The 15,917-nt window shown below is 65.8% G+C and carries 13 protein-coding genes and 1 other RNA gene; 12 read left to right on the top strand and 2 right to left on the bottom strand.

All coding sequences use genetic code 11. The annotated features are described in order from the left end of the window. Window positions 1–278: 278 nt before the first annotated feature. The 9 genes from CDI09_RS01400 to folB all read left to right on the top strand — a co-directional run bounded on the left by CDI09_RS01400 (window position 279) and on the right by folB (window position 8,551). Window positions 279–1,400: a D-alanyl-D-alanine carboxypeptidase family protein gene (locus CDI09_RS01400; RefSeq protein WP_078524603.1), complete on the top strand. Its 1,122-nt coding sequence runs from the start codon at window positions 279–281 to the stop codon at window positions 1,398–1,400. A gap of 137 nt (window positions 1,401–1,537) precedes the next feature. Further along, entirely contained in the window at window positions 1,538–2,344 is an 807-nt protein-coding gene (gene map, locus CDI09_RS01395) for a type I methionyl aminopeptidase (RefSeq protein WP_078524602.1), read from the top strand. A gap of 53 nt (window positions 2,345–2,397) precedes the next feature. Next, complete coding sequence (gene ggt / locus CDI09_RS01390; RefSeq protein WP_078527716.1) at window positions 2,398–4,173, top strand: gamma-glutamyltransferase; 1,776 nt, start codon at window positions 2,398–2,400, stop codon at window positions 4,171–4,173. Window positions 4,174–4,234: 61 nt separating this feature from the next. Further along, window positions 4,235–4,329: signal recognition particle sRNA small type (ffs, locus tag CDI09_RS01385), an RNA gene on the top strand. 69 nt (window positions 4,330–4,398) lie between these two features. Further along, entirely contained in the window at window positions 4,399–6,393 is a 1,995-nt protein-coding gene (locus CDI09_RS01380; RefSeq protein ID WP_078524601.1) for a DNA polymerase III subunit gamma/tau, read from the top strand. Between the two features lie 15 nt (window positions 6,394–6,408). Beyond that, window positions 6,409–6,732, top strand: coding sequence for a YbaB/EbfC family nucleoid-associated protein (locus CDI09_RS01375; RefSeq protein ID WP_078524600.1), 324 nt, complete (start codon window positions 6,409–6,411; stop codon window positions 6,730–6,732). Between the two features lie 22 nt (window positions 6,733–6,754). Then, on the top strand, window positions 6,755–7,351 hold the full coding sequence (gene recR, locus CDI09_RS01370) for a recombination mediator RecR (protein WP_078524599.1): 597 nt from the start codon (window positions 6,755–6,757) through the stop codon (window positions 7,349–7,351). Further along, entirely contained in the window at window positions 7,348–8,127 is a 780-nt protein-coding gene (locus tag CDI09_RS01365; protein ID WP_078524598.1) for an SDR family oxidoreductase, read from the top strand. The genes recR and CDI09_RS01365 overlap by 4 nt, the downstream gene beginning before the upstream one ends. Window positions 8,128–8,152: 25 nt before the next feature. Next, window positions 8,153–8,551: a dihydroneopterin aldolase gene (gene folB / locus CDI09_RS01360; protein ID WP_078524597.1), complete on the top strand. Its 399-nt coding sequence runs from the start codon at window positions 8,153–8,155 to the stop codon at window positions 8,549–8,551. Between the two features lie 41 nt (window positions 8,552–8,592). Here folB and CDI09_RS01355 read toward each other — a convergent pair whose 3' ends face one another. Beyond that, complete coding sequence (locus tag CDI09_RS01355; protein ID WP_078527714.1) at window positions 8,593–8,928, bottom strand: TIGR02300 family protein; 336 nt, start codon at window positions 8,926–8,928, stop codon at window positions 8,593–8,595. A 180-nt stretch (window positions 8,929–9,108) separates the two neighbouring features. Between CDI09_RS01355 and aroA the strand changes: the two genes are divergently transcribed. From aroA to rpsA, 3 genes are all read left to right on the top strand, one after another. After that, window positions 9,109–10,461, top strand: coding sequence for a 3-phosphoshikimate 1-carboxyvinyltransferase (aroA, locus tag CDI09_RS01350; RefSeq protein WP_078524596.1), 1,353 nt, complete (start codon window positions 9,109–9,111; stop codon window positions 10,459–10,461). Beyond that, entirely contained in the window at window positions 10,458–11,099 is a 642-nt protein-coding gene (gene cmk, locus CDI09_RS01345) for a (d)CMP kinase (protein WP_078524595.1), read from the top strand. The genes aroA and cmk overlap by 4 nt, the downstream gene beginning before the upstream one ends. 276 nt (window positions 11,100–11,375) lie before the next feature. After that, window positions 11,376–13,073, top strand: coding sequence for a 30S ribosomal protein S1 (rpsA, locus tag CDI09_RS01340; RefSeq protein ID WP_078524594.1), 1,698 nt, complete (start codon window positions 11,376–11,378; stop codon window positions 13,071–13,073). A 97-nt stretch (window positions 13,074–13,170) separates the two neighbouring features. On the opposite strand, the gene CDI09_RS01335 is transcribed toward rpsA, so the two are convergent. After that, window positions 13,171–15,861, bottom strand: a complete 2,691-nt coding sequence (locus tag CDI09_RS01335; RefSeq protein ID WP_205836669.1) for a M16 family metallopeptidase — start codon at window positions 15,859–15,861, stop codon at window positions 13,171–13,173. Window positions 15,862–15,917: the final 56 nt, after the last annotated feature.

Raw genomic sequence — 15,917 nt, 5'->3', positions numbered from 1 at the left:
CAGTCTGCGTGGCCTTGCAAAAGTCACGACTGAATGGACCCTCGTCGCTCTCGCATACAACTGCAAAAGAATGGCACGGCTTCAGGCAGCATAAGCCGGGTCAGCCTCGGCGTTATCAGCCGCAAAATGCCCAACCCGACAGGCTGCTGGACGAATAGAAAACCTTTCTTTTAGAATGGTTGCAGCCAAGCAACCCGTGAATGGATGGAGGGGTGCCGGGTAACCCCGTGCGCCCGAAGCCGTATGATGATCATTGCACGCGCAGGTTTCGCCATCCCATGAGCCGTTTATCCGCTACCCGTTTTTCCCGCCTCAGGGTTACTGCAACCGTGGGGCTGTGTGTCGGCCTTGGGGGCATGCATGCTGCAAGGGCGCAATATGTGGGGCAGGTCAGCTCCATTGTGGTCGATGCCCGCACCGGGGCCGTGCTGTCGCAGCAGGATTCGGACCTGCGCCGCTACCCCGCCAGCCTGACCAAGCTGATGACGCTGTACCTTGCTTTCAAGGCCGTGCGCACGGGGCAGGTTGCATTTAATCAGGAAATTCCGGTCTCGGTCCATGCCGCCTCGATGGAACCCTCCAAGCTGGGCCTGCGTCCGGGGTCGCAGCTTACGGTGGAGCAGGCGGTGCTCGCGCTGGTCACCAAGTCCGCCAATGACGCGGCCTGCGCGCTTGGCGAGTTCCTTGGCGGTGGCGACGAGACCCGCTTCGCCGCGATGATGACACGCGAGGCCGGCAGGCTTGGCATGTATGACACCGTGTTCCGCAACGCCTCGGGCCTGCCCAACCCCGAACAAATGACATCGGCGCGTGACCTCGCCACCCTGGCGCGTCATCTGATCGTGGATTATGGCGAATATTACCATTACTTCGCGGTGCCGGGCTTCTATTTTCACGGGCGCGAGGTGCCCAACCATGACCCGATGCTTGGCGCCTATCCCGGCGCCGATGGCCTCAAGACCGGTTATACGGATGAGGCGGGGCATAACCTCGTCACCTCCGCCGTGCGCGACAACGTGCGCCTGATCGGCGTGGTCATGGGGGCGAAGTCCAATACGCGGCGCAACACCACCATGACGGCCCTGCTCGATACCAGCTTCGCGGCCGAGGGCGTGGCCCCCGTGGCGCGTCCTGCCACGCGGCCGCTGCTGCTTGCGCGTGCGGGGGGCAGGTCCGTCGCTGGCCGCCATGGCATGACGCTGGCCTCCGCCCGCCTGCGCGCCTCTACGACGGATGAAGTGGCCGAGGCACCGGCCATTCCCGCCTCGTACAGCCGCATCCGGCGCGGTCATGGAACGGTGGTGCACGTGCACCCCGCACCCGTGCGGGCGCATGTGCATCTGGTCAGCATGGGGCATGTGGCGCACACCACGCATGCGCGCGCCAAGTCACGAAGCTGACAGCACGCGCCGGGCAGGGTATAGAAGGCACGATTATCCATCCGGTGCGGCTGGCAGGCGGGTCAGGCGTGTTCCTGTCGTCCCTCTCATGACTGCGGGCGGGTGGTCATGCACAGATGACAGGAAAGGTTAGCGGCATGGAAGGCGATATGCACGGCGGCGCGGTAAAGATCCACACGCCAGAAGATTTCGTGGGCATGCGGGCGGCAGGCCAGCTTGCCGCCCGCACGCTCGACATGATCACCCCGCATGTGCGCGAGGGGGTCACCACGGGCGAACTCGACCGCCTGATCCATGATTACATGCTTGCCAATGGCGCGGTGCCCGCCACGCTGGGCTATCGCGGCTACCCGGCCTCAAGCTGCATTTCGATCAATCATGTCGTCTGTCACGGCATTCCGGGCGAAAAGACGCTGAAGGATGGTGACATCCTCAATATCGACGTGACCGTCATCCTTGATGGCTGGTACGGTGATACGAGCCGGATGTACACCGTGGGCAAGGTCAAGCTGCGCGCGCAGAAGCTGATCGAGGCGACCTACGAATCCCTCATGCTGGCCATTGATGCCGTGCGTCCCGGCGCCACGCTGGGCGATATCGGGCACATTATCCAGACCTATGCCGAGGCGCGGCGTTTTTCGGTGGTGCGTGATTTCTGCGGGCATGGAATCGGGCGTACCTTCCACGCGCCGCCCAACGTGCTGCATTACGGCAACCCCGGCGAGGATCTGGTGCTGCGCCCGGGCATGTTCTTCACCATCGAGCCCATGCTCAATATCGGCCGCCCGGATGTAAAGATCCTTGAGGATAAATGGACAGCGGTGACGCGCGACCGTTCGCTGTCCGCCCAGTTCGAGCACATGATGGGCGTGACCGAAGACGGGTGCGAGGTCTTCACCCTCTCGCCCGCAGGCTATACCTGCCCGCCTTACAGGCAGGCATGACGCGCCGCCCGTAAGGGATCCACACGCTCCCAAGACCAAAAAAGGAAATGCCCATGCCTTCCGCCCGTGGCCTGTACTCCCGCGCGCTCCTTCTTTCATGCCTTGTCGCCGCCCTGCCGGTGGCGGGGCAGGCCGCGGTGGTGGACCCGCTGGCATTCGAGAACACGCCGGGCGGCCAGGCCATCGGCATTGCGCCCACGCCGGGGCGCAATGGCATGGTGGTCGTGGCGCAGGACCTCGCGGCCCATGTGGGCGCTGATATCCTTGCGCGTGGCGGCAACGCGGTCGATGCCGCCGTGGCGGTGGGTTATGCCATGGCGGTGGTCTATCCCGCCGCGGGCAATATCGGTGGCGGCGGGTTCATGACCCTGCGCATGCCCGACGGGCAGGCAACCTTCGTTGATTTCCGCGAGCACGCGCCTGGGGCCGCCACGGCCACCATGTATCAGGATGCGGCGGGCCACGTTATTCCCAATGCCTCCACCAAGGGGTGGAAGGCCGTTGCGGTTCCCGGCACGGTGGCGGGGCTGGAGCAGGTGCATGACCGGTGGGGCAAACTGTCGCGCGCGGATGTCATGGCCCCGGCCATCACGCTGGCGCGCGACGGGTTCATTCTTAAGCCCAGCGATGCGGACCTGCTGCATACCTCGACCGCCGAATTCGCCAGGGATCCGTATGCCAGCAAAATCTTCCTGCATCCCGATGGCACGCCGCTCGTGGCGGGCGAGCGGCTGGTGCAGCCTGATCTTGCCCGCACGCTCGAGCGGATCGCGCGCAAGGGGGCCAGCGGTTTTTACGAGGGGCCGGTGGCGAAAGAGATCATCAGGAGCAGCCAGAAGGGTGGCGGCATCCTGTCGCGCAAGGATTTTACCAGCTACCACACCCGCATGATGGCGCCGCTGACATGCGACTATCGCGGCTATCATATCGATACGGCCCCCCCGCCGAGCGGCGGCGGTGTCGCACTGTGCGAGATGCTCAACATCCTGTCGGGCTATGACATGCATGCGCTCGGGCTGCACACGGCAGCAGGCGTGCAGCGCGAGGTCGAGGCCATGCGCCACGCCTATGCCGACCGGCAGGATCTTGGCGACCCGGCCTTCGTCAACAACCCCATCGCGCACCTGACCGACCCCGCCTACGCGGCACAGGTGCGCCAGTACCTGCCGCTCAACCATGCTGTTTCTTCCGCCAGCCTGCGCCCCGGCGCGCCTGAAGGCGAGAAGGAGGAAACCACCCATTATTCCATTGCCGACCAGTCGGGCATGACGGTGGCGGTAACCTATACGCTCAATGGCTGGTTTGGCGCCGGCGTGGTGGCGGGCCGCACCGGCGTGGTCATGAATGACGAGATGGATGATTTCGCCACCCGCCCCGGCGAGCCGAACATGTTCGGCATCGTGGGCAGCCAGGCCAATGCCATAGCACCGGGCAAGACGCCGCTCTCATCCATGGCGCCGACCATTGTTTCGCATGATGGCCAGCCCGCCATGGTGCTCGGCAGCCCCGGTGGCTCGCGCATTCCCACCATCGTCCTGTCCGTGCTGACCGGCATGGTCGATTACGGGCTCGACGTGCAGCAGGCGGTCGACCTGCCGCGCATCCATGAGCAGTGGCAGCCCGATGTGGTGCAGGTGGAACACGGCGCGCTGTCCCCCGCTGTCATCCGCACGCTCACCCATGAAGGCTACATGGTGGAGGAGCATGCGCCCTGGGGCGTTGCCGAGAGCATTCTTGTCGGTGGTCCGTGCATCGGCCGGGTGGGGCAGGCGCGTTATTATGGCGGAGCCGACCTGCGCCACCAGTCCGGTGCGGCCGTGGGGGAATAAGCGTGATTTTTTTACCCGCCCCCTTGTGCATGGGGCGGGGGTATGTGTTAGAACCCGCTCGGGAGATCGGTTGTAGACGGATACCTTGCTAACCTGGTCAGGTCCGGAAGGAAGCAGCCATAGTGAGTTTCGTCCGGGTTATGGCCGGTCTCTCATCTTGAACACGTTTCTGTGCCGCCATCGCGCCGCGTACGTCATGGCCACTTCTCCAGCCCGGATGCATCAATGACCGTTTCGTCGGATCAGGATCGTTCCGAGGAGGCCGGGCTGCCTGCACCGCCCGCAGATGGCCCCGGCCTGTTTGGTGACGCCACCCCGCCACCAGCGCCCGCCGTGGCGGATGCAGCCCCCGCCGCACCCTACCGCGTGCTGGCCCGCAAATATCGCCCCACCACATTCGATGACCTGATCGGTCAGGAAACCACTGTCCGCATCCTGCGCAACGCCTTTGCGCTCGGGCGCGTGGCGCATGCCTTCATGCTGACCGGCGTGCGCGGCGTGGGCAAGACCACCACGGCGCGCATCATTGCCCGCGCGCTCAACTGCACCGGGCCTGATGGCAATGGCGGCCCCACGGCGGACCCGTGCGGCGTGTGCCCCAACTGCGTGGCCATCCTCGCTGACCGCCACCCCGATGTGCTGGAGATGGATGCCGCCTCGCGCACCGGCGTGGACGACGTGCGCGAAATCATCGAGGCGACCCGCTTCCGCCCCATGCAGGGGCGCATGAAGGTCTTCATCATCGATGAGGTTCACATGCTCTCGCGCAACGCGTTCAACGCGCTGCTCAAGACGCTGGAGGAGCCGCCTGCGCAGGTCACCTTCATCTTTGCCACGACCGAGTTGCGCAAGGTGCCGGTCACCGTGCTGTCGCGGTGCCAGACCTTCGCGCTGCGCCGCGTGCCGCAGGTGGAACTCGCCGCCCATTTCGATCGTGTGGCCCGCGCCGAGAATGTCGTGTTCACCTCCGATGCACTGGCCCTGATCGCGCGCGCGGCCGATGGCTCGGTGCGTGACGGGCTGTCGCTGCTCGATCAGGCCATCGCGCAGGGTACGCTTGATGGCGAGGGCGGCACGGATGCGGCCCCCATCGGGCTGGACCTTGTGGCGGGCATGCTCGGCCTTGCCGATCGCGGGCTGGTGTTCGACCTGCTCGATGCCGTGCTGGAAGGCCGCCCCGAGCGCGCGCTGGCCATTACCGGCGATGTCTATGAGCGCGGTGGCGATCTGGGCGTGATGCTGGGTGATGTGCTGGAGCTTGTGCACACCGTCTCGCGCCTCAAGGCCATTCCCGCCCTGCGTGACAACCCCGAGATGCCCGAGGCCGAGCGCCAGCGTGGCGCGGCCCTGGCCGAGCGTGTGCCGGTGCCGGTGCTGGGCCGCACATGGCAGATGCTGCTCAAGGGTGTGGCGGAGGTCGAGCAGGCGCCTGACCGCAGGCAGGCCGCCGAGATGGTGCTGATCCGCCTGTGCTACGTGGCCGACCTGCCACCGCCGGGTGATCTGGTGCGCCGCATGCTGGGGCAGGATGCGGCGGCGTTGCCCGTTCAGTCTTCCGCAGCTCCCACCGCTCCTGCGGGGGGCGGGGTGCAGGCAGGCGCAACCTCCAGTGTTACGGCGGGGCCTGAAGGCGGCGGGGGCGCTATCCGCATGGTGGCCAATGGTGGCGTGCGGGTCGATGCCACGCCACAGCACGCGCCCGATACAGGCCGGGTGGAGGACGAGGCGCTCGCGCCCTCGCCACGCACATGGCGCGAGACGCTGGCGCTTGTGTCCGGACGGGACGCCATGCTGCACGGCCATCTTTACCATGCGGTGCATCTGGTTGCGTTTGCACCGCCGCTGATCACGATCCGGGTGGAGCGCAACAGCCTGCCCGGCCTGGCCCGGCGGCTCGAAACCTTCCTGCGCGAGATGACGGACGACGCCAGTTGGCAGGTCCGCCAGTCCGAGGAGGAAGGCGAGGCCACGATTGCCGAGCAGGGAGCCGAGATCATTCAGCTCCATCGCGCGCAGGCACAGGCCCACCCGCTGGTGCAGGCGGTGCTGGCGGTCTTCCCTACCGCCCGGCTGGGTGCCGTGACCGATCACGCGCTCGATGATTACGGCCTGCCGCCAGAAGAGCTTGCGCTGGAAAGTCTGGCGCCAGACCTCGAATTCGCCCCTCTTGATGCCGATCTGGTAGAAGAGGATGATCTGGATGCAGATGATTTTGCCTGAGGAGAGACACGGAACATGAAAAATCTTGCCGGCCTGATGAAACAGGCCACCCAGATGCAGGCCCGCATGGAAGAAATGCAGGCCAAGCTTGAAGACATGGTCATTGAAGGCAGCGCGGGCGCTGGCATGGTCACGCTGACCATGAACGGCAAGGGCGATATGAAGTCGATCACCATCGACCCCAAGCTGGCCGATCCCGCCGAGATGGAAATGATGCAGGATCTGATTCTCGCCGCCAGCGCCGATGCCCGCAAGAAGCTCGACGCCACCGCCAGCGAGGAAATGAAGAAGGTCACCGGCGGCCTGAACCTGCCGGGCGGGATGAAATTCCCGTTCTGAGCCATGGTGCGGGGGAGCATGCATGAGCGGGCGGGGTGAGATCGACCGGCTGGTGACCCTGCTGGGCCGCCTGCCGGGGCTCGGGCCCCGCTCGGCCCGACGGGCGGCGCTGGCCCTGCTGCGCCAGCCCCATGCCCGTATGCTGCCGCTGGCACAGGCCATGGAGCAGGCGGCGCGTGCCGTGCGCACCTGCTCGACCTGCGGCAACCTTGACACGACCGATCCCTGCGCCATCTGCGCTGACCCCACCCGCGATGTGGGGCTGGTGTGCGTGGTGGAAAATGTGGGCGACCTGTGGGCGCTTGAGCGCGCGGGCGTGCATCGTGGCGTGTATCAGGTGCTGGGCGGCACGCTGTCCGCCCTGTCCGGCATCGGGCCGGATGACCTCAACGTGCAGCCGTTGTTCGACCGCATTGCCGCAGGCGGCGTGCGCGAAGTGATCCTGGCCCTTGGCGCAACGGTGGAAGGGGCCACCACCATGCACTGGCTGCATGAGCGGCTGGCCCGGTTTGACATAAAAATCAGCCGCGTGGGGCAGGGCGTGCCGGTAGGTGGCGCGCTTGATGTGCTTGATGATGGCACGCTGGCTGCCGCCATCATGGCGCGCAGGCCCGCATGAGCATGGCCTGGCCCGTGCCTGCCGCCATGCCGCGCGTGGCGCTGGTCACGGGCGGGGCGGCCCGCCTTGGCCGCGCCATTGCGCTGGAACTGGCGCGCGCGGGCTTTGATATCGCGCTGCATTACAATACGTCCGCGCAGGCTGCGGAACAGGGTGCTGCCGAAATTCGCGCATTAGGCCGCAGGGCCGTGCTGTTGCCCGCCAATCTGGCGCAGGAGGCAATGGTCACGCCGCTCATGGCCGAGGCGACCCGCCAGCTTGGCCCGGTGGGCGTGCTGGTCAACAATGCCAGCGTGTTCATGCGCGATGAATGGGATAGCGCGACAAGGGCGGGGTGGGATGCCCATATGGAGCCCAACACCCGCGCGCCCTTCGTGCTGATGCAGGAATTTGCCCGCCTGCTGCCCGAGGGCGCGCAGGGCATGGTGCTCAACATGCTTGATGAGCGCGTATGGTCGCTCACGCCCCATTTTGTCAGCTATACCGTGTCCAAGGCGGCGTTATGGACATTGACCCAGACCATGGCGCTCGCACTGGCGCCCCGCAGGATTCGCGTCAACGCCATTGGTCCCGGCCCCGTGCTGCCCACGCCCAGGCAGACAGCCGAGCAGTTTGCCCGGCAATGCGCCTCCGTGCCGCTAGGGCAGGTGGCAACGCCCGATGAGATCGCGCGCGCGGCCCTGTCGCTTGTGTGCCTGCCATCGGTCACCGGGCAGATGCTTGCCCTTGATGGCGGCCAGCACATGCAGTGGTCGCCCGCACCGCCCGTGCGCTGAAGCCCCCCGACTGACAGGAACCATCATGTCCGTATTCCCGCCGTGGAATGAACCTGAGAAGCTGCGCTGCCTGTTCGTGCGCAATATGGTGCTTGATGCCCATATTGGCGTGTTTGAACACGAGCAGGGCGTGACCCAGCGCATTCGCGTTAATGTGATGTTTGGCGTGCCCGACAGCGCCTCGCTGGAGGTGGGGGCGGATGATCTGGCCCGCACGGTGTCATATGAACATGTGGTGCTGCTGGTGCGCACGCTGGTGGAGCAGGGGCATGTGGCCCTGGTGGAAACGCTGGCCGAGCGAATCGCGGCTGGCGTGCTGGCGGAAAAACGCGTGCGCATCGTGCGCGTCAGCGTCGAAAAGCTCGACATTTTCGATGATGCCGAATCGGTTGGCGTCGAGATCGAGCGCCGCAACCCCGCCTGATGCAAAAACGGCCCGGAGCGTGGGCTCCGGGCCGGTCGGACTCAGTTATCGTCGTCCTTGTCGGTTTTGACGTCGATGTCAGCCGTGCTGATGTCGTCGTCATCATCGTCATCAAGGCCCGCGTCGTCAGGCAGAACGGTATCTGCATCCTCATCCGCGTCGGTGTCGAGATCGACATCCACGTCATTCTCGTGCGCGGCATCGCCGGTCTTGGGCTTGGATTCGGGTGCAGCTTCCACCGGGCGGCGCACGCGGGGCAGTTCCACGGGCTGTTCAGCACCGCATTTGGGGCAGACGGCCGGATTCTTGTTCAGATCGTAGAAACGGGCGCTGCAGGAGACACAGACACGTTTGGTGCCGAGGTTGGACTGAGCCATCTTGAACCTGTCGATCCTGTTTTTAATGATGAATGGAGCCACCGTATCCGGAAGTGGCAAAAGGCGCAGCCCCATGCCAGTTTGCGCGGCGCATGTCAAACATTGCCTCCGCATCCCGGCACCCCGATCATGCCGATCTGTGATTGACTTTGTCACCCGGAATACGGAATGGGATGCGTTATGAAAACCGATCATGCCCCTTCTTCCGTTCGCGCGCTGACGGTTCATGCCCCGCGCGCGCCCCTGTCCGGTTCGGTCCATGTGCCGGGTGACAAGTCGATCAGCCACCGCTCGCTGATGTTTGCTGCCCTCGCGCGTGGCACGACCCACATCACCGGCCTGCTGGAAGGCGAGGACGTGCTGCGCACCGCCGACGCCATGCGTGCCCTTGGCGCGGACATCACCCGCGAAGGGGCCGGGCAGTGGCGCGTGCAGGGCTGCGGGCTCGACGGGCTGCGTGAACCTGCCGATGTGCTGGACATGGGCAATTCCGGCACGGCGGCGCGCCTGCTGTCAGGCATTCTGGCCAGCCACGGCTTCACCTCGGTCATGACGGGCGACGCCAGCCTGCGCGGCCGCCCGATGAAGCGCGTGACCGATCCGCTCGCCGCCACCGGGGCCACGTTCCTCTCGCGCCAGGGCGGACGGCTGCCGCTGGCCATCGCAGGCAATGCCAACCCGCCGCCGCTGGCCTACCGGCTGCCGGTGGCCTCGGCGCAGGTCAAGTCCGCCGTGCTGCTGGCCGGGCTGAACGCGGTGGGCGAGACAAGGGTGGAAGAACCCGTAGCCACCCGCGACCATACCGAAAACATGCTGCGTCACTTCGGCGCGCAGGTGCAGGTCGAACCTATGGGAGCCGGGGGCCGGGTGATTACGCTTCAGGGCCGTCCCGACCTTGTGGCGCGTGACATCGTGGTGCCGGGCGATCCGTCCTCCGCCGCTTTCGTGCTCGTCGCGGCCCTGCTGGTGCCTGGCTCGACAGTGCGCGTGCAGGGCGTGGGGCTGAACCCGCTGCGCACCGGGCTGTTCACCTCGCTGCGCGAGATGGGGGCCGATCTCGCCATCAGCAACGAGCGTGTCGAAGGCGGCGAACCCGTGGGCGACCTGACCGCCACCGCAGGCGCGCTGCATGGCGTGGACGTGCCCGCCACCCGCGCGCCCTCGATGATTGATGAATATCCGGTTCTGGCCGTGGCTGCCGCCCATGCTGTGGGGCCGTCGCGCTTTCGCGGGCTGGAGGAGCTGCGGGTGAAGGAAAGCGACCGCCTTGCCGCCACCGTGGCGCTGCTTGAAGCCAACGGCATCAGGGTGGATGTGGTGGGCGATGACATGATCGTGCACGGCACGGGCGGGGCCATTCCCGGTGGCGGGCTGGTCGAGACCCGCATGGATCACCGCCTGGCCATGAGCGCCATCGTGATGGGCCTTGCAGCCCGCAAGCCGGTCAGCGTGGATGACACCGCCTTCATCGACACGAGCTTCCCCGGATTCGTGGGGCTGATGAACAGCATCGGGGCGGGGCTTGCGGCATGACGCAGCGCCTGGTCATAGCGGTTGACGGCCCGGCTGCGGCAGGCAAGGGCACGCTGGCCCGCAGCCTGGCCGAGGCGCTGGGCCTGCCCTATCTCGACACCGGCCTGCTTTACCGCGCCACCGGGCGGCGCATGATCGATGCGGGGCATGACCCCGCCACCGCCCCGGCGGAGGAATTTGCCGCCACCGTGGGCATGGAAGACCTGCGCCGCACTGACCTGCGCGTGCCCGAGGTGGACCGTGCCGCAAGCCTTGTTGCCGCCCAGCCCGCCGTGCGCCGGGTACTCGTTGACGTGCAGCGCCGCTTTGCCGGCGCCCACGGCGCGGTGCTCGACGGGCGTGATATCGGCACGGTCATTTTCCCTGATGCGCAGGTCAAGCTCTACATCACGGCTTCGGCCCGCACGCGGGCCGAGCGGCGGTGGGAGCAGATGGCGACCGACCTTAACGCTCCTGACCGCGCAGCACAGATAGCGCAGGTGGAACGCGAGATCGCGGCGCGCGACGCCGCCGATTCCGTCCGCGCCACCGCCCCGCTGCGTCCGGCGGATGACGCGGTGCATATCGAGACCGATCACCTCGATGCCGCCGCCGTACTGGCCGAGGCCCTGCGGATCGTGGCGCTGAAGACGCGCTAGCGCGCTTTTGTGTGCGAACCATTCGCCCCCGGCACGGTTTTTATTGACAGGCGCGGCCCATAGGGTGTCTGTGCTCAACGGTATATGCCCCGCGCGCCTGCGTCGGGGCATGGCTTTTCAACATCTGGCCCGCAGGCGTGCCGCGACCGTGTCGTGGCCCAGAGCGCCGGGCAAGTCGTTCCCATGTTACCGCTCAGGCGGGCAGGCGGGGGCGCAGGATTGTCCACATCCGCCGCCGCGCGGTCATGATGTGGTTACAGGATTTACGAGTAACTCATGGCTTCAGCCACAACACAGCCCGTCGAGAACTTTGCCGATCTCCTCGAGGAAACCCTCGGTCGCGATTCCGCGTTTGACGGTTCCGTCGTCACCGGTCGCGTTGTTCGCCTGACGGATGAATACGCCATCGTCGATGTCGGCCTGAAAAGCGAAGGGCGCGTTTCCCTCAAGGAATTCGGCCCGCCGGGCGTTACCCCCGATGTAAAGCCGGGTGATGTCATCGAACTGTTCGTCGAGCGGTACGAAGATCGTGACGGGTCCATCGTCCTGTCGCGCGAGAAGGCCCGCCGCGAGGAAGCCTGGTCGAACCTTGAAAAGGCGTTCGAAGGCAACCAGCGCGTCAATGGCACCATCTATGGCCGCGTCAAGGGTGGCTTCACCGTCGACCTCGGCGGCGCGATGGCGTTCCTGCCCGGCAGCCAGGTCGATATCCGCCCCGTGCGCGATGTGACCCCCCTGATGGGCGTGCCCCAGCCGTTCCAGATCCTGAAGATGGACCGCGCGCGCGGCAACATCGTCGTTTCGCGTCGCGCCGTTCTCGAAGAGACCCGTGCGGAGCAGCGCAGCGAGCTGATCCAGGGCCTGAAGGAAGGCATGATTCTCGATGGCGTGGTCAAGAACATCACCGATTACGGTGCGTTCGTTGATCTTGGCGGCGTCGATGGCCTGCTGCATGTGACCGACATCGCATGGAAGCGCATCAACCACCCGTCCGAGGCGCTGCAGATCGGCCAGCCGGTCCGCGTGCAGGTCATCCGCTTCAACCCCGACACGCAGCGCATCTCGCTGGGCATGAAGCAGCTTGAGGCTGACCCGTGGGAGAACGTGGCGATCAAGTATCCGCCGGGTGCCCGCTACACCGGTCGCGTCACGAACATCACCGACTACGGTGCGTTCGTCGAGCTCGAGCCGGGCGTCGAAGGCCTGGTGCACGTGTCCGAGATGTCCTGGACGAAGAAGAACGTCCATCCGGGCAAGATCGTCGCCACTTCGCAGGAAGTCGATGTGATGGTTCTGGATGTGGACAGCGCGAAGCGCCGCATCTCGCTGGGCCTGAAGCAGGTGCAGCGCAACCCGTGGGAGCAGTTCGCCGAGGAGCACAAGGTTGGTTCCGTGGTGGAAGGCGAGATCCGCAACATCACCGAGTTCGGCCTGTTCATCGGCCTCTCCGCCGACATCGATGGCATGGTTCACATGTCCGACCTGTCGTGGGACGAGCCGGGCGAAGTCGCCATGAGCCACTACGAGAAGGGCCAGGTCGTGAAGGCCAAGGTTCTGGATGTGGACGTGGAGAAGGAGCGTATCTCGCTGGGCATCAAGCAGCTGCATGAAGACCCCGCTGCTGACACGCTGAGCAAGGTGCAGAAGGGTGCGGTCGTGACCTGCATCGTCACTGCGGTGCAGGCGAACGGCATCGAGGTGAAGGTTGACGATGTTCTGACCGGCTTCATCCGCCGTGCGGAACTGGCGCGTGACAAGGCCGACCAGCGCCCCGAGCGCTTCGCCGTTGGCGAGCGCGTCGATGCGAAGGTCGTGTCGGTTGACCGCGCTGCCCGCAAGCTGGCCCTGACCATCCGCGGCCGTGAGGTCGAGGAAGACAAGCAGGCGATCTCTGACTACGGTTCTTCCGATAGCGGTGCTTCGCTGGGTGACATTCTGGGTGCCGCGATCCGTCGCCGTAACGCCGAGAGCTGATCCCTGCCACAGGCTCCGGCCCGCGCATGCGTGGGCTGGAGCCGGGCATGAAAAAGGGCGGTGCAGAAATGCACCGCCCTTTTTTTATCTCCCGCTTTTACCGTGTTGCGGAGGGGCCTTTGATGATTTCAGCCAGATCATCGGGTCGGATCCACTTGCGGAAGGCATCGCGGATCGTCTCGGCATCCATGGTGTAATAGGCCCGGGCTGCGATATCGTTCTGGTTGAGCGGCAGGCCAAGGTCACTGAAATGCAGGTATGCCGCCGCAATGGTGTCGAGACTGGCTGACTGCAGCGCCAGTCCACGCAGCATGCCCGCGCGTGCCACGGCCAGTTCATCCGCGCTGACGGGCTGGGTCTGCATGGCGATGATGTCCTGTATCGCCGCGCGCCGCGCGGCGTCCACCTTCTGCGGATCAGCACCGAACGAGATGCTGTAGGCGGCGCGCTGGCGCTTCCATGTCAGGTGGCTGCGCACGGTATAGACATAGCCGGTGCGCACCCGCAGGTCGCGATACAGGCGGGAGGAAAAGCCCGAGCCAAGGATTTCGTTGCCCAGATTGAGCGCGAAATGCTCCGGGTTGGTTGCGGTCAGCCCAAGGCTTTCGGGCAGGGAAACCGTGGCCTGCGTGCTTGACGGGTCGGGCACGCGGGTCACGCTGGCCCCGCTGTCGGGGCGCGGCGGCAGGTCGACCACGGGGGTCGGGCCACTGGCCCGCCACGCGCCAAAGGTGTGGGCGATGGCCTTGTAGGCGGCATCGGGCGTTATGTCGCCGGTAATGACGATGGTGGTCAGGTCAGGCCGGTAGGCCGCGGCATAGAAGGCACGGCAGTCCGCCACCCCCAGCTTCATGATGCCTGCAGGCTCGGCCTGCCGTAGTGACGGATCGCCCTTGGGCGAGACGGCGGCCTGCATCGCGCGGCCAAACAGATAATCAGGCGAATGCAGCAGCCCGGACAGCGAGGCCGCCGCATTGGCCTGCACCACCTTAAAGGCGGTCTCGGGCAGGGCGGGGTGCAGTTCATTTTCCGCCAGCAGGGCAAGCCCGCGCTCAAAGTCGGGTGTCAGCACGCTCAGGCTGAAATCGGACCCCGCACTTTCGGTTGCGGCGATGTCATCCAGCGCCTTCTGCAACCCGATCCGGTCATGCGTGGTGCTGCCGTAGCGGAACATCTCATCGGTTATGTCGGCAATGCCTTCCTTGCCCGGTGGCTCCTGCATGTCCTCATTCTGGCGGATGGTGCCATACAGGCTGACCGTGTGGCTGACATTGGCCGGGCGCACGATCAGGCGCAGCCCGTTCGGCAACGTGAAGGCGGCGGGCTGGACAGAAGGTGTGGGGGCAGTCACACCCATCAGGCTGTCATTGGCCCATTGCGGCAGGCTGACGGGGTGATCGGGTGCTGCGGCAAAGGATTCCGAGCCGCCAAAGCCCTTGCCTTCAACCGGATGGCCGCCATCACGCGGGGTGAGGATGGCAGTGATGGATTGCTGCGGGTCAAGCACCTGCCGGGCCAGGCGGTTGACATCCTCCGGGGTCACGGCAGCAAAGGCGGTGGCTTCGTCATCGGGGGATTGCAGGCCCATGATGGCCTGTGCCTCCGACCAGCTTTCCGCAAGGCCGGCAATGCTGTTGGCGGCAAAGCCGAGCTGGGCCAGTTCCTTGCGTTTCGCGGCATCTACCAGATCAGCGGGCACGCCGTTCTCACGCAGGGTTTTCAGGATATCCTGCATGCGGGCCTGCAGGGGGGCCGCATCGCCGCCCTTGGGGAAGGCGGCAATGGCAATGCCGATGCCCGCATCCGCCTTGGTCACGAAATCGAAGCTCGACAGCAGCGCGCGCCCCTGTGGCACGAGTTCGTACAACGCTCCGCGCTGGCTGCACAGCACATCGGCCAGAATGCGGGCGGCGGCATAGTCATGGCTGTTCTGGCCGGGCATGCGGCTGGCGATGGCCACCAGCCCCACCGGGTAATCGGTAGGGAAATGCAGCGTCTGGGCATGGACCGGGCCGGGCTGGACCTGCGGGCGCACGGGCAGCGCGCGGGCGGGAATGGCGCCAAAGGCCGCGCGCACCTGCGCCATGGCGCGGGCGGGGTCAACATCACCGGCAATGACGAGGATGGCGTTGTTGGGTGCATACCAGTCACGATAGAACCGGCGCAGCAGGGCCGTGTCGGTTTTGTCAAAAGACGGGCGGGTACCCAGCGCGTCGTGCTCATAGGGCGTGCCAGCAAACAGGATGGATTGCAGCCGCGCCAGATACACATAGCCGGGGCTTGACAGATCGCGCGAGACTTCCTGCTCGATCGCGCCGCGTTCATGCGCCCAGTCATCGGCGGCCAGCGTCAGGCCCTTCATGCGCAGGGCTTCGATATGCAGCAGCACGTCCAGGTTTTCCACCGGGGCGGTGTAGAAGAACTGCGTTACGTTTTCCGTCGTGTCGGCATTGTAGTTTCCGCCCAGCCGCGTCCCGATGGCGGCTAGCTGGTCGCGGTCCAGCCCCTCGCTCCCGCGGAACATCATGTGCTCAAGCGCATGCGCCGTGCCGGGAAACCCCGCCGGTGCCGCGGCCGAACCCACCAGATAGTTGATCTCGGTGCTCACAACCGGGGCCAGCCGGTCGGGCACGATCACGACCCGCAGCCCGTTGGGCAGCGTGGCCTGCACTGGCATGTCGGGCTGGGGCGCGGGCGTTGCGGCCCGCGCCTGCGGTGGCGTGGCAAGGGCGCTACCGCATAACAGGAGGGAGAGGCATAATGTCTTGGAAAACAGGCGTGCTATCATGGCACAAGGTTACGCCGCTTTGCGGGCGGGGACCAGTTCGCGTGTTGCGTTGCCAG

This window comes from Komagataeibacter nataicola, assembly GCF_003207795.1.
GTDB lineage: Bacteria > Pseudomonadota > Alphaproteobacteria > Acetobacterales > Acetobacteraceae > Komagataeibacter > Komagataeibacter nataicola.
The sequence above is the reverse complement of the archived record's forward strand: the minus strand, read 5'-3'. Positions and strand labels throughout refer to the sequence as shown.

What these genes read in the sequence shown, in the direction of transcription:
- CDI09_RS01355 (WP_078527714.1), bottom strand. Translation starts at nt 8,928, where the DNA reads ATGGCTCAGTCCAACCTCGGCACCAAACGTGTCTGTGTCTCCTGCAGC.
- CDI09_RS01375 (WP_078524600.1), top strand. Translation starts at nt 6,409, where the DNA reads ATGAAAAATCTTGCCGGCCTGATGAAACAGGCCACCCAGATGCAGGCC.
- ggt (WP_078527716.1), top strand. Translation starts at nt 2,398, where the DNA reads ATGCCTTCCGCCCGTGGCCTGTACTCCCGCGCGCTCCTTCTTTCATGC.
- CDI09_RS01335 (WP_205836669.1), bottom strand. Translation starts at nt 15,861, where the DNA reads ATGATAGCACGCCTGTTTTCCAAGACATTATGCCTCTCCCTCCTGTTA.
- map (WP_078524602.1), top strand. Translation starts at nt 1,538, where the DNA reads ATGGAAGGCGATATGCACGGCGGCGCGGTAAAGATCCACACGCCAGAA.
- cmk (WP_078524595.1), top strand. Translation starts at nt 10,458, where the DNA reads ATGACGCAGCGCCTGGTCATAGCGGTTGACGGCCCGGCTGCGGCAGGC.
- CDI09_RS01365 (WP_078524598.1), top strand. Translation starts at nt 7,348, where the DNA reads ATGAGCATGGCCTGGCCCGTGCCTGCCGCCATGCCGCGCGTGGCGCTG.
- CDI09_RS01400 (WP_078524603.1), top strand. Translation starts at nt 279, where the DNA reads ATGAGCCGTTTATCCGCTACCCGTTTTTCCCGCCTCAGGGTTACTGCA.
- recR (WP_078524599.1), top strand. Translation starts at nt 6,755, where the DNA reads ATGAGCGGGCGGGGTGAGATCGACCGGCTGGTGACCCTGCTGGGCCGC.
- rpsA (WP_078524594.1), top strand. Translation starts at nt 11,376, where the DNA reads ATGGCTTCAGCCACAACACAGCCCGTCGAGAACTTTGCCGATCTCCTC.
- CDI09_RS01380 (WP_078524601.1), top strand. Translation starts at nt 4,399, where the DNA reads ATGACCGTTTCGTCGGATCAGGATCGTTCCGAGGAGGCCGGGCTGCCT.
- aroA (WP_078524596.1), top strand. Translation starts at nt 9,109, where the DNA reads ATGAAAACCGATCATGCCCCTTCTTCCGTTCGCGCGCTGACGGTTCAT.
- folB (WP_078524597.1), top strand. Translation starts at nt 8,153, where the DNA reads ATGTCCGTATTCCCGCCGTGGAATGAACCTGAGAAGCTGCGCTGCCTG.